This is a genomic window from Ruegeria sp. AB6 (assembly GCF_056542685.1).
The window spans coordinates 215,199-228,581 of record NZ_JBQGAD010000007.1; the positions used below are offsets into that span (position 1 = coordinate 215,199).

The 13,383-nt window shown below is 57.3% G+C and carries 11 protein-coding genes and 1 tRNA gene; 5 read left to right on the top strand and 7 right to left on the bottom strand.

Annotated features, from left to right (window positions below; genetic code table 11):
- Position 1: 1 nt before the first annotated feature.
- The 5 genes from ACR0DB_RS15665 to ACR0DB_RS15685 all read right to left on the bottom strand — a co-directional run bounded on the left by ACR0DB_RS15665 (position 2) and on the right by ACR0DB_RS15685 (position 6,548).
- Positions 2-1,474: a flavin-containing monooxygenase gene (locus tag ACR0DB_RS15665; protein ID WP_480552045.1), complete on the bottom strand. Its 1,473-nt coding sequence runs from the start codon at positions 1,472-1,474 to the stop codon at positions 2-4.
- A 104-nt stretch (positions 1,475-1,578) separates the two neighbouring features.
- On the bottom strand, positions 1,579-3,999 hold the full coding sequence (locus tag ACR0DB_RS15670; RefSeq protein ID WP_480552046.1) for a GcvT family protein: 2,421 nt from the start codon (positions 3,997-3,999) through the stop codon (positions 1,579-1,581).
- Between the two features lie 106 nt (positions 4,000-4,105).
- Positions 4,106-4,351 (bottom strand): hypothetical protein, encoded by a 246-nt coding sequence (locus tag ACR0DB_RS15675; protein WP_480552047.1) that lies wholly within the window; start codon positions 4,349-4,351, stop codon positions 4,106-4,108.
- 47 nt (positions 4,352-4,398) lie between these two features.
- Complete coding sequence (locus ACR0DB_RS15680; RefSeq protein ID WP_480552048.1) at positions 4,399-5,553, bottom strand: aromatic ring-hydroxylating oxygenase subunit alpha; 1,155 nt, start codon at positions 5,551-5,553, stop codon at positions 4,399-4,401.
- A gap of 89 nt (positions 5,554-5,642) precedes the next feature.
- A complete protein-coding gene (locus tag ACR0DB_RS15685; RefSeq protein ID WP_480552049.1) occupies positions 5,643-6,548 on the bottom strand; it encodes a LysR substrate-binding domain-containing protein in 906 nt (301 codons plus the stop codon).
- Positions 6,549-7,093: 545 nt separating this feature from the next.
- Between ACR0DB_RS15685 and ACR0DB_RS15690 the strand changes: the two genes are divergently transcribed.
- Positions 7,094-8,914, top strand: coding sequence for a BCCT family transporter (locus tag ACR0DB_RS15690; RefSeq protein WP_170773980.1), 1,821 nt, complete (start codon positions 7,094-7,096; stop codon positions 8,912-8,914).
- A 595-nt stretch (positions 8,915-9,509) separates the two neighbouring features.
- Positions 9,510-10,016, top strand: coding sequence for a hypothetical protein (locus ACR0DB_RS15695; protein WP_480552050.1), 507 nt, complete (start codon positions 9,510-9,512; stop codon positions 10,014-10,016).
- A gap of 9 nt (positions 10,017-10,025) precedes the next feature.
- On the opposite strand, the gene ACR0DB_RS15700 is transcribed toward ACR0DB_RS15695, so the two are convergent.
- Both ACR0DB_RS15700 and ACR0DB_RS15705 read right to left on the bottom strand, forming a co-directional pair.
- A complete protein-coding gene (locus ACR0DB_RS15700; protein ID WP_480552051.1) occupies positions 10,026-11,099 on the bottom strand; it encodes an acyltransferase family protein in 1,074 nt (357 codons plus the stop codon).
- Between the two features lie 183 nt (positions 11,100-11,282).
- Positions 11,283-11,357, bottom strand: a tRNA-Thr gene (locus ACR0DB_RS15705).
- Between the two features lie 83 nt (positions 11,358-11,440).
- Between ACR0DB_RS15705 and ACR0DB_RS15710 the strand changes: the two genes are divergently transcribed.
- From ACR0DB_RS15710 to ACR0DB_RS15720, 3 genes are read left to right on the top strand one after another with little or no spacing between them, the layout of a single operon-like run.
- On the top strand, positions 11,441-11,596 hold the full coding sequence (locus ACR0DB_RS15710) for a hypothetical protein (protein WP_480552052.1): 156 nt from the start codon (positions 11,441-11,443) through the stop codon (positions 11,594-11,596).
- Positions 11,597-11,602: 6 nt separating this feature from the next.
- Positions 11,603-12,871, top strand: coding sequence for a UDP-N-acetylglucosamine 1-carboxyvinyltransferase (murA, locus tag ACR0DB_RS15715; protein WP_480552053.1), 1,269 nt, complete (start codon positions 11,603-11,605; stop codon positions 12,869-12,871).
- Positions 12,868-13,344, top strand: coding sequence for a DUF2948 family protein (locus ACR0DB_RS15720; protein ID WP_170773990.1), 477 nt, complete (start codon positions 12,868-12,870; stop codon positions 13,342-13,344). Before murA ends, ACR0DB_RS15720 begins: the two co-directional genes overlap by 4 nt.
- The last annotated feature ends 39 nt before the right edge of the window (positions 13,345-13,383 follow it).

Consider the following 13,383-nt stretch of genomic DNA (forward strand, 5'->3'; position numbering starts at 1 on the left):
CTCAATGGTCTCCGCTTTGGGATGGGAGGGGTTGGTAATGCTCCAGACCTGATTGGGCCATACGCTTTTCAAATTCAGACACGGTGCCGGGCCAGAGGGTTGTGTTGCGCCCCTCGGCATCCTGATACCACGAAGCGCAGCCGCCCGTCTGCCAGACACTGCCTGTGTGTCGGTCCTGCATCTCTTGTTCAAAGGCGGCCTGTCTGGAAGCGTCAGTAGTGATAGCATGCAAGCCATCGCGCTGCATCTCGTCCAGAACGCGGCCAATATGGCGGACTTGCGCTTCGATCATCAGAACGACCGAGTTATGCCCCAGCCCGGTATGCGGCCCAAGCAGGATGAAGAAGTTCGGGAAACCGGCAATCGCTGTCCCCAGATTAGCCTGCATCCCGTCAGCCCAAGCGTCGCGCAGGCTCAGCCCATCCGCGCCGGTGATGTTTAGGTAATCGACCATGTCGGTCACGTGAAACCCCGTGCCCCAGATGAGAATATCAGCCTGCGCCTGTGACCCACCGGCGGCGGTAATCTGGTCGCCCTCGATTTTGGTCACGCGATGCGGCACCACCGTAACGTTGTCGCGCGCAAGGGTGGGGTACCAATCGTTCGAGCTGAGGATGCGCTTGCAGCCGATCTGATAGGCGGGGGTCAGCTTTTCGCGCTCGGCCGGGTCAGTGATGGCTTTTTCAAGCGCGGTGCGCCACATCTTCATGGCGAAATTGACGGCTCCCTTTTCGCGGCGAAAAACACGGTGGCGGTATTCGAACACCATGTAGATCAGCTTGCGCCGCAGTTTCGGCAACAAGGGCATGCGCTGGTACAACCTGCGCACCCATGGCGCGATGGGGCCGTCTGGTCGGGGCAGAACATAAGGCGCGCTGCGCTGGTAGATGGTGACCTGCCCGGCCATTTTCGCAATCTCGGGCACGAATTGAACCGCCGAGGCCCCGGTACCAATCACCGCGATCCGTTTACCCGACAAAGGTACTTCGTGATTCCATTGGGCAGAATGAAAGCTGGGGCCAGGAAAACTGTCTGCGCCGGGAATATCGGGGATGCTGGGCACATGAAGCGCGCCGATGGCCGAGACCAAAATGCGCGCGGACCAGATGTCCCCGCCTTCGGTTTCAACCTGCCAATGGCTGCCATCCCACCGGGCGGTTTTCAGTTTCTGCTGGAACTGGCAAAGGTCGTACAAACCTTCATTCTGCGCGACCTTGCGCAAATAGGCTTGAATTTCGGCCCCACCCGCATAGGCGCGGCTCCAGTCCGGATTCAGGTGCGTGGCCATGGAATAAAGATGCGAAGGCACATCGCACGCGACGCCGGGATAGGTGTTTTCCCGCCATGTGCCGCCGATATCGCTCGCTTTTTCAAGGATCGTGATATCGGTGATCCCGCGCTTGCGGGCCTCAATCGCCATAATCAGCCCCGAGAACCCGGCGCCGACGATCAGCATATCGGTTTTATGTTCCACGCGCCCCGCCCCTCCCAAAACGATCCAAATGGTTGTTTCAGGATATAGGCAGGGTGGGGCGCGTGGATAGGGTCTCGTTAGGTCAGGGGCCGATCACGGTTTGATCAGGCGCGCAGTTTCTCACCTTTTGCGTCGAACGGGGGCTCTTGCAGGATGGTGGCCTTATGCGGCTGGCCCAGCACCATCACCTCGACCTCATCGCCGGGCTGGGCGTTTTTGACATACCCAAGCGCTAGCGACATGTCGACCGTGTAGCCATAGGTACCGGACGTTACACGACCGATGCCTTCACCGTCTTTGAAGATCGGCTCACCGCCGGTCGCGTCGGCGTTGGACGCGGTCACGTCGGCCTCATCCAGATGCATAAGAACCAGCTGTTCGCGAGCGGGGTTTTCAAGCACCTTTTGCGCGGCCCCTTTGTTCAGGAAATCCTTGTCGAACTTGCACAGACGGTCCAGCCCAACCTCGTGCGGCCAGTATTCGGGGCTGTATTCGCGGCTCCACGAGCCATAGCCCTTTTCCACCCGCAGCGACATCAGCGCGCGGCTGCCAACGGGACCTGCGCCGAAGTCTTTGCCCGCTTCCAGCAGCGCCTCATAAAGCTGCGCCTGATCTTCGGTCTTGCAATGTAACTCCCACCCCAGGTCACCGGTGAAGGACACGCGCAGGGCCAGAACTTCGACGCCTGCAAGCTCGATCATCGCCGAACGCATGAACGGGAAATCCTCGGTTGCCAGCGAGGTGTTGGTCAGGCGGTGCAGGATATCACGTGATTTCGGACCGGCGACGTTAAAGCCGCACATCGCTTCGGTGTGGCTTTCGAATGTGGTGCCTTCGGGCAGTGGAACCTGCTTGAAAAAGCGTTTGTGATACCGCTCGGCCATACCCGAGCCGATGATCCAGAATTCGTCCTGGGCCACGCGGGTGACAGTAAAGTCGCCTGCAATCCCACCGCGTTTCGAGATCAGAGGCGTCAGGCAAGAGCGGCCAACCGCCTTTGGCATAGTGTTGGCAAAGACTGCGTTCAGCCAATCCGCCGCGCCGGGGCCTTTGCAGATGTATTTGGCAAAGTTCGAGATATCGATGATGCCCGCACGCTCGCGCAGCATCTTGCATTCTTCGCCCACAGGGGCCCACCAGTTCTGGCGGGTAAAGCCGTTGGTATCCACCGTGCCCGACTCATCCGCGAACCAAAGCGGATGCTCCCAGCCGACATTCAGGCCAAAGACCGCACCCATGGCCTTTTGGGTTTCGTAGATCGGGCGCACGCGGGCAGGGCGGCCTGCGCTGCGCTCCTCGTTCGGGAAGTGAATCGCAAAACGGTGGGCGTATTGGTCGCGCACCTTGGCTTTGGTGAATTCCTTTGTCGCCCAAGTGTCAAAGCGGGCCATGTCCCAGGCGAACATGTCGTATTGGGTTTCGCCTTCGATGATCCACTGCGCGGCCATAAGGCCCATGCCACCGGATTGCGAAAAGCCGGGGATGATGCCGTTGCAGCAGAAATAGCCATCAACCTCGGGCACCGGCCCCATCAAGACATTCGAATCCGGAGACCAGATCATCGGGCCGTTGATGACGCGCTTGATCCCGGCTTCGCCCACGGCGGGAAGGCGCTCGATGGCGTTCATCATGTTCTCTTCGATCCGCTCCAGATCATCGGGGAACAGGTCATGGGCGAAGTCCAGCGGCGTGCCGTCCTCGGCCCAGAACTTCATGTTTTTCTCATAGGCCCCGACCAGCAAACCGTTGCCTTCCTGACGCAAATAGTACTCGCCATCCCGGTCCGAGACCGAGGGCAGGCGGGCGCCATGCGCCTGCACATCCCGCATAGCTTCGGTGACGAAATACTGGTGCTCGGTTGGTTGCAGCGGCAGTTCGATCCCGGCGAGTTTCGCAACTTCCCGACCCCACAGACCCGCAGCATTCACAACCCATGGCGTGTGGATATCGCCCTTGGGGGTGCGCACGATCCAAGTGTCATCTTCCTGGTGTTTGGTCGCGGTGACGGGGGTAAAGCGGTGGATCTCGGCACCGCGCTGACGCGCACCCACCGCATAAGCATTGGTTACGCCCGACGGGTCCACATTGCCACCATCAGGTTCGAACATTACGCAGCGGATACCATCGTAATTGACCAGCGGGTTCAGGCGTTGGGCCTCTTCAATGCTGATCTCATAGAAGTTCATGCCATAGAGCTTGGCTTTTGCGGCCTGCAGGCGAAGTTGATGTTCGCGCTCTTCGGTCTGCGCCAGATACAGCGAGCCGGGCTGGAACACGCCGCAGCTTTGGCCCGTTTCGGCTTCCAATGCGTTATAAAGGTTCATTGTATAGTGCTGAATGCGGCTGATATTTGTGCTGTCATGCAGCCCGTGGATGTTCGCCGCCGCGTGCCACGTTGAGCCCGAGGTCAACTCATCCCGTTCCAACAGGACGACATCCGACCATCCGAGTTTGGTCAGATGATAGAGGATCGAGCACCCGATCACCCCGCCACCAATCACCACTGCCTGTGCATTCGTTCTCATGTGCCTGCCATATCCAAGTTGGGTTCTTTGCGCTTTCTGTCACCAAGGACGTCGCGCGGACAACGGAGAATAATTTCAATCTGGGTTGAGCAGGTTTAACCTGAGGCTAATCCGAAAAATCCAACTGATGCGCGCGCCCATGGGCGGCCAGTCTTGCGTTCAGGGTATCTGCCTCGGGTGCGCCAGATTCCAGCGCAAAAACAAACGCATGGGTCAGATAGAAACAGGCCGCGTCGGTATCCCGCGCGGCCTCGCGTTCGTCTGCAGCCAAGGTGTAATAGCGGATCAGCGCGTCGTGATCATCGCGAGCATGGGCCTCGAGCAGCAGGTGATCCAGCTTGGACTTGTCCATCGAACCTCCGTCGGGACCGGCCATTGAAAACCGACCGGTCCGCAGTTTCAATCCGCACGACCGTTTTCGATCTGCGTTGCGACCCAATGGTGGAAATTATGCGTCGGCCCGTCCATCGCGGGCGAGAACCGTCCGCCGTCAAACAGAACACCATGGCGGCCCTTTTGCATGCCTTCTACAACAAAGACATCCTCTTCGAATACCGTCTTCCAAAGCTGCGCGTTCGAGGCGCGCAACCCGTCATGCTGCGGCGTATCTTCAATGCTTTTTGCGTAGTACAGTTCAATGTGTTCGACGGTGTTTTCCTGATCGACAGGTTCTAACACGATGGCAAAAGCGTGGTCGCGCTGCACGCCCAGCAGAACATTGGGATAAAGAGCGATATATTCGGCACCCTCGTCCCATTTGTCGCTGAGGCCCGGAAAATCTTCGAAGGTTGCCCCATCCTGATCGGTGAGTTGGCGATAAACCAACGTGCCCTGACCGGAATAGTGCCCGCGTGCTTCGATGTTGTAGTGATCTTCCAACCGGGAATAGCTGTTCAGACCGGGATGAACCCACGGCAGGTGATAGCTTTCGCAATAGTTCTCGACCGCCAGCTTCCAGTTTGTCTTGACCTCTAGCTTGAACGAGGACGTCTCGCCGCCGTGATGCACGGGCTGATCGAACTCCTTCCAGCGCTCAAGAAGAGCGGCGTGGGCGTCTTCGAACGCTGGGGCGTTGCCGTCGACGTTCACAAAGATGACATCGCGCCAGACATAGGACCGCACGCGGACCAGTCCCAGATCACTGCGGTCAACGTCTTCATGGGTGTTGTGACCGGGTCCGCCCACATGAGGGGTTGCGCGCAGCTCACCCTTCAGGCTGTAGCACCAGCTGTGATAGGGGCAGCGGATCGCGCCTCCGATCTTGCGAGGAGTGTCCACCAGGATCATGCCGCGGTGACGGCAGGTGTTCTGAAATACGCCGATTTCGCCGTCGCGATCGCGTACGATCAGCAGGGGCATGCCCAGAAAGTCCACAGGTTTGGCATCACCCTCCTCGGGTACGTCCTTACCGAAGCCAACCCCGGACCAATTCGCATAAAGAACCGATTTCCGTTCCTCGGCAAAAACTGCAGGGTCGACATAGTGTTCATTCGGCAGACCGTTGGCGATATTCACGTCGGCCAGAACGGAGGACAGAGGGCTATGCTTGTTCATCGGGCTCTCCTAAGGTTGGTTTTTAACCGTATTGGGGAAGGCGTGCGGGCGTCTCAATATCAGAAAACCTCATCAGAGAGTTATCTGATCTAAACCGAGCCGTCCTCTACCTCTTGTAAGATCCAGTTCTTCAGGGCGCGAGCGCTCTCGGACAACTCGTTTTCGGGGCGCCCAACAAGGTAGAATTGGTTGGGTGCGGTCAACCGATGAGGGTCGATGATGACCAATTTGCCCGATTGCAGCATCGGTTGGATCAGCCGCTGCCATCCCAGCGCCAGACCAGCCCCCTTGCGGGCCAATTGCAACGCAACCGAATAGCTGTTCACGCGCGAGTCGATTGGGATCGCGCCATTGTGACCCATTTGATGGAACCATTCCGGCCATGTGGTCCAACTGCGATCATCTGAGTCCAAATGGATCAAGCGCTCGGCGGCGAGGTCTTCCAGTGATGCGTCAACCAGGCGTTCGGCTATGTCCGGGCTGGCTACGGGCACAAGGTGGTCGCGAAACAAGGGGGTGTGTGAGAGGCTTTGATCGCTGTCACGACCATAACGGATGAAGAAATCAATATCGGGCCTGTCGCGAAAAGGCCGGTCCTGCGATAGTTGGTCGACATTTATCTCAGGCTTTTCGCGCCAAAACCGGATCACTGCTGGAGAAAGCCATAATGCAGCAACGGCCGTTGTTGATCCCACTGTCACCTTGCCGATTGCGGCCTGGTCCCGGATTGCCGCCAGTGTCTTGGAGATTTTGGTAAAGGACGACGACAGAGTCTCAAACAGGGCTTTTCCGTCTTCTGTCAGATCCACACCCCGATGCTTGCGTTGGAAAAGGACGGCGTTCAAGTCCCCCTCGAGCGCTTTGATCTGATGGCTGACCGCCCCTGGGGTGACAGACAATTCTTCAGCTGCGTTTTTGAAGCTGAGATGCCGTGCGGCGGCTTCGAAGGCGGATAAGGTGGTAAGGGGCGGAAGGTTATAGTGGCGTCTGGACATGTTGGCTTAAGAATCAGCTTTCGTGGTCGCGTTAGATCATTTCAATCGAGTATTAGTTTATTTGGGGTTGAATGCCAGATTGCCTCGCCAATTAGATGAATTTTACGGTCACGATTTCGGTGGATGTCGCCAAAAACGACAAAAATGTCGGTTCTGTCTAATGTCCCGCAGGGGGCACGCTATAGTCGCATTCACCAAATTTATTGGGTCATGCACGCGGTTTCGAGTGTTCTTCAACGGGGCTCAGACAGGCGGGCGAAAAAACAACCGCGAATGCTGACATTCGGAAAATGGCCGAAAGGGAAATTGATGGATTGGCATAGCCTCACCCCCGATTGCCAGATTAAACCACAGGTCAATAGCGATCTGCGACTTGTTCCACACAACGCAGATCGAATTGTCAGATCAACAGGTGGCGATTGGTGGAAAGCGTGCGGCACGTCTGATCTGGAAAGTTCATTTATCACATAATTTGGAATCTCTGGGTGAAGCGCGCCGGTCGCGGTAGCTTTCCCCAAAAACGAACGACAACACGGAGGAAGTAGATGTCGATAAAGGACCCGTTTACGGACTTGGACATAAAAACGGCGGATAGCGGTTTTTATGAAAACAACAGCGTACCGATTGCGCTAATCAGTAAAGGCATCATGGTTGCGCTGGTGCTGTGGGCTTTGGTGTTCCCGGCCAATGCCAACAGCACTCTGGGCAGCTGGAACTCTCAAATCTTGGAAGTGTTCAACAGCTTCTACATCATCATCGTTGGCTTGTTTTTCTTCTTCCTGGCGGTTGTTGCGATTCTTCCTTCGACGGGCAAGCGCGTAATGGGTCAGCCAGGCGAAAAGCCCGAGTTCTCGAATTTCTCGTGGTTCTCGATGATGTTTGGCGCCGGTCTGGGTGTGGGTCTGATGGTGTTCGCCACAGCCGAGCCTCTGGGCCTGTGGGGTTCGAACCCCGTTGTGGTTGCGGGCGACGTCCCGGGTAACGTGCCAGATGCTGTGCAGTCGGCTTATCGCTACACCTATCTGCATTATGGTTTCCACGCCTGGGCAATCTATGTGGTGACCGGCCTATCGTTGGCCTACTACGCGTATACACGCAACATGCCATTGACCATCCGCGCGGCGCTGACGCCGCTGTTCGGTAAGCTGATGAACGGCTTCCTGGGTCACGTGGTTGACGTGCTGGGCGTCGTTGCCACCATTCTGGGTGTGTCGGTGACTATCGGGTTCGGCGTAAGCCAGTTCATCGATGGCCTGTACGCAATTACCGGCATGGAATGGATCATGGATTTGGGCGGCGAGGTTCCGACACCATCGAAAGTGGGTCTGATCTCGGGTCTGGCTGTCATCATGGGGCTGTCGATCATCTCGGCGGTGTCGGGTGTCGGCCGGGGCGTTAAATATCTGTCGAACCTGAACCTTGTTCTGTCGATCATCCTGCTGGGTACGTTCGTTGTGTTTGGCTCGTTTGTCTTCGCGATGACCACCTATGGTACGGCAATGGTCGACTATATCCTGCACTTCGTATCGCTGAGCTTTGGTGCCTATGGCCCGCTTTCAGCTGAAGCTTTTGCAGCGGCCTTGCCGGCCGAGGCGCAGGCCCATGCGGATGCGCTGATGGGTGGTGCGACGAATGCTTGGGGCAGCTTTGACGGCTTCAAGAGCGGTCTGGAAGGCGCAGCGGCTGAGCTGGACGAAGCGACGCTGGCCGCAGCCTATGCTGCAGGTGAGCAGGGCCGTCAGTTCGGCTGGCAAGCCGGCTGGACCACGTTCTACTGGGCTTGGTGGATCGCCTTCTCGCCCTTCGTGGGCCTGTTCCTGGCGCGTATCTCCAAGGGTCGCTCGGTGCGTGAGTTCATCCTGGGCTGTGTGTTCGCACCGGCGCTGGTGTGCTTTGCATGGATGACCGTTCTGGGTGGTACCGCGATTGATCTGGAATTGGCTGGTGCAGCGGAAGGCGCGATCATCGGTGCGTCGAATACCAACAAGCTGTTCGTGACCCTGTCCTACATGATTGACGGCGGTCTGCTGTCGATGCTGAACGTGATGTGCGTAATCCTGATCATGACCTTCCTGGTGACCTCTGCGGACTCGGGTATTCTGGTTATGAACACGATCATGTCGGGCGGCAGCCAAGAGACTGGCATTAAGCACCGTATTATCTGGGGTCTGATCCTGACGGCTGTGATCGGTACGCTGATCCTGGCGGCTGGTGACAACAACCCGCTGGATGCGCTGCGCAACGCAATGATCATCGGCGCGTTGCCCTTCACCATGGTGATGGGGCTGATGATGGTGGCGCTGGCCAAGGCATTGTTCCGCGACGGTCTACGCGACAAGAGCGAAGTGGCGCAGGCGGCTGAATAAGCCTCCATTGCTCAAGGTAAGACGCGCCGCCCCAAATTGGGGCGGCGTTTTTCATGTCACGACCTCACTCAAGGCCGTGAAAAAGTGGAACGAAACAGGCGGATGTGCCTGTCGTTGACAGGCGATCTGGCAAAGCAGCGACCTCTGTGGTGCAGCTTTTCAGACGGTTTCTGAAACTGATGAAAGATCTGCATGCGGGGGGAGCTGGCCTGCCCTTGGGCGAGTCGGGCTTGGCGGGCGCTCACCCCCTATTCCCGCTCGTACCCCCTCGTTACAACAAAACTGGTCAACTGAATTGCGGGATTGATTATCAGTATCCGGCGAAATGGGCAGAACTATTGTCAGAACATGTCCATTCTAAGAGCCAATTTGGAAACAAATTGCAGATTTGCCTTAATTTGTTGTGCGACATGAAATCTACTTGGTGGGAATTGACCGACGTCTGATGCAGCTAATGTTTGCGTTAAATGCCTTTCTGTGACATTTTCGTGAAGACAGTCATTTAACACTTTAGGGAATTTTTGGCGAAAAATCACAATCGAATGTTTTTGGATGTACCCATGTCTTCAGCAGGAGTTAGAGCTGGAGGACGATTATGAACTTAGGAACCGCTGGTACCGCTGTCCCGTCTGCTTTTATCGCTGCGTCTGTGACGTCGCGCGAGGCACAGATTTGCCGAGCCTCTCAGGCGGCTGAGGCAGCTTTCGAACGGATTGCACAGACAGCGAGGGTCACCCAAGAGCACCCGACCGAGTTCCAGGATCGGGTGTTTTCGATCTTTCGTTGGTATTTCCTATCGGCCTTTTGTACCCGGCTTTTGTCGGGCGCGGCGCACAGGATGGAACATCAGACTCTTCAGATGTCGATGGATATCATCAGCGCTGTCAAAATGGTTTTGTCCGATCACGAGGTCGAAAAAGCGATGACCCTGGTTCAGAAGGAACAGACCTGCCCGACCGAAGTGCGCGCAAATGGCATTGGTGCACGAGGCCATATGGTGGGCTGGGTCGCGGCAGGATTGCATAAGAAAGGCCGTGACTTTCCCAAAGAGATCGAGAGCGCTCTGGCCGGTGCTTTGGCCGCATCCGGGCGCCTGAACTAGACTGGTTCTTCAGGTCCGGGTTGCGGTTCCGAACGGCAGAGAAAGCGTGCGGTTCAACACTCGATCGGGCACTTTGATCAGCCATTGGAGTCTTGATCCTGTCAGCACTTTACAGAAGACGATTCCGAACACTAGCGCCCCCAGAACCGAAAGCGGGATCACCACCAGCGGCTCGGTAATACCCAAAATTTTGGATAGAATGATGCGCGTCCCTGCCACGGGAAGGAAATGGGTGAGGTAGATATACAGGCTGAAACTTCCGATTGTAACCAACCACTTGGCCTTACCCGCGTTCGAGGCCAGAACTACCGTTCCAATGATTGCCGAGGCGGACAGGGCCGATAGGGAAAAGTAGACCAGAGGAAGTTTCTCGAATCCTCCCGACAGCGCAGCGATGCTGAGCCCGAGGAACCCGATCCACAATGCGATCACCGGTAGCGCGCGCGCCTTGACCGCCGAAGATCTGATCCATTCAGACGCATATACTCCGATCGCGAAATAGACGAACAGCTTGGCCAGTTTATCGGCGATGACGACCACGCCTTCGGGCCAGACATTCAGCAGGAACTGCGCCTGTATGATGGCCGCAAACCCGACAATATAGACCGGGGGAACGCCGCGCAGCAGGCGCAATATTACGAAAGACAGCATGAGGGCGTAGAGAAACCAGATCGTCGGCAGCGGGTCCCAGGGGATTATCAGGATTTCCCACCAATAGGTGGTCGAATTGGTAATAGCGTTCAGTCCAAACCGAAAGGTGAAGATGATCATGGACCACAGAAGGTAGAAATAGAGGAAATAGATCACCTTGCCGCGGATGAACTTGTCTGCGGGGCCGTCGATAGCCTTTTTGGCAAACAGCCCGGCTACCAGAAAGAACAGGGGCATGCGCACGGGATCGAGGCTGTAGTTGAAGGTTCTGATCCATTCGGGGAAGGTCGGGTCGAACCGGAACCCGGCGATAGAATGGTGTAGAACCACGAAAATGATCGTCAGGCCTTTTACCGCATCAATCCAGCCCAAGCGCCCTGCCAAGGGTTGCGTTGGGGCCGCGTTGCTATTGTCGGAACGAATATCAGTCACTCTTTAACTCCCGAACCTGCACACAAGGTTACAGAGAAATGCCACCTGAAATGGGAAGCTTATGAACACAATGGCGAAGGGTCCCATGCCGCGTTGGGCCGAGTCAACACTGTTGGTGCCGAGGGCAATTGGCCAGCGGTGCCGCAGCAGCGAGACGAGTATTGAAAATCAGTAATTTGGGAATGGTGCTGCTGGAGAGAATTGAACTCTCGACCTCTCCCTTACCAAGGGAGTGCTCTACCTCTGAGCTACAGCAGCGCTGTGGGCGGGTGATTAGACTCAAACGAAACGCGGCGCAAGGGTGTCTGGACGGTTTTTTTCGCCTCCTGTAGAGAAAGATCATGACGGAAAAAAATTCACCAAAAAAACAAGGCAAACCCGGTGACGCGCGCGAAGAGCGGCTGAAGGCGGCGCTGAAGGCGAACATGGCGCGGCGCAAGGCGCAGGCCAAGGCGCGGGCGGTCGCTGGGGACAAGGCTGATAAGGACGAGGGATAAGAGCAAATGGATTCGATTCTGGTAACGGGTAATGGGCCGCTAAACGGCCAGATCCCGATTGCAGGGGCTAAAAACGCGTGTTTGACGCTGATGCCCGCAACGCTGCTCAGCGATGAGCCTCTGACGCTGACCAACGCGCCGCGTCTGAGCGATATCAAGACTATGACCGCCCTACTGCAATCGCTGGGGGCCGAGGTGTCGTCGTTGCAGGACGGGCAGGTGATTGCCATGTCCAGCCATGATCTGACCAGTCAGACGGCGGATTATGACATCGTGCGCAAGATGCGGGCCTCGAACCTGGTGCTGGGGCCTTTGCTGGCGCGGTTTGGGCAGGCAGTCGTGTCGTTGCCCGGTGGCTGTGCAATCGGGGCGCGCCCGATGGATCTGCATGTGGAAGGGCTTGAAGCGCTGGGCGCCGAGATCGAGCTTAAAGACGGATATCTGCACGCCAAGGCCCCCGGTGGGTTGAAAGGCGCGGTGCATGAGATGCGGTTTGCTTCGGTCGGGGCGACTGAGAACATTGTGATGGCGGCCACGCTGGCCAAAGGCACTACCGTTCTGAAAAACGCAGCGCGCGAGCCCGAGATCGTTGATCTGGTGGAATGCCTGCGCAAGATGGGTGCCCAAATCACCGGAGAGGGGACGTCGACTATCGAAATTCAAGGCGTCGACCGTTTGCATGGCGCGACCCATCAGGTTGTCACGGACCGGATCGAACTGGGCACTTATATGCTGGCCCCGGCGATCTGCGGCGGTGAGGTCGAGTTGCTGGGCGGGCGGATGTCGCTGGTTGCGTCCTTTGCCGAAAAGCTGGACGCGGCGGGTGTCAGCGTGACGGAAACCGCAAATGGTCTGATGGTCGCGCGCAAGAACGGGCGTGTTCGGTCGGTGGATGTGGTCACGGAACCCTTCCCTGGTTTCCCCACGGATTTACAGGCGCAAATGATGGCGCTGATGTGTACTGCCGAAGGTGTGTCCGTTCTTGAAGAGCGTATCTTTGAGAATCGCTTTATGCACGCCCCTGAACTGGTACGAATGGGGGCCAATATCGAGGTACATGGCGGCACGGCCACGGTAACGGGCGTCGAACGTTTGAAAGGCGCGCCTGTGATGGCGACCGATCTGCGGGCCTCGGTCTCGCTGATTCTGGCCGGTTTGGCGGCCGAAGGTGAGACGACGGTTAGCCGGGTCTATCATCTGGATCGTGGCTATGAACATGTGGTGCGCAAGCTGGAAGGCGTGGGTGCAAAGATTGAACGGATCAAAGGCCAATGACAGACGCAAGTTTCCATGACGGGCGCGAGGCCCCGCTGAATCTTGGTGCCGAGGATGCAGATGACCTGCAGGTGATCTCGACCCTGACACAGGACGCGGTGTTTCCCATAACCGAGATGACTTGGCGGCCATCCCAACGCCGCTTTGGCCTGCTGTTGAACCGCTTTCGGTGGGAGGACAAAGACGCCGCCACCCTGCGCGACCGCCCGTTTGAACGGGTACAGTCGGTGCTGGTGTTCGACTCGGTGCTGTCGGTGGCAAGTCAGGGGATCGACCGCAGCGACAAGGATATGGTGATGTCCCTCTTGTCGATTGATTTTGAGCCCGGCGAAGATGGGGCAGGCCGCGTGGTACTGACTCTGGCCGGGGATGGCGCGATCCGATTGCTGGTCGAGGCTGTGGATGTGTCCCTCAAGGACGTCACGCGGCCCTATCAGGCACCGTCTGGGCAGGCGCCGCATCATCCGGAATAAACGGGGCATAGCGCAAGCGTTTTCCGGGCCTTCCACAGG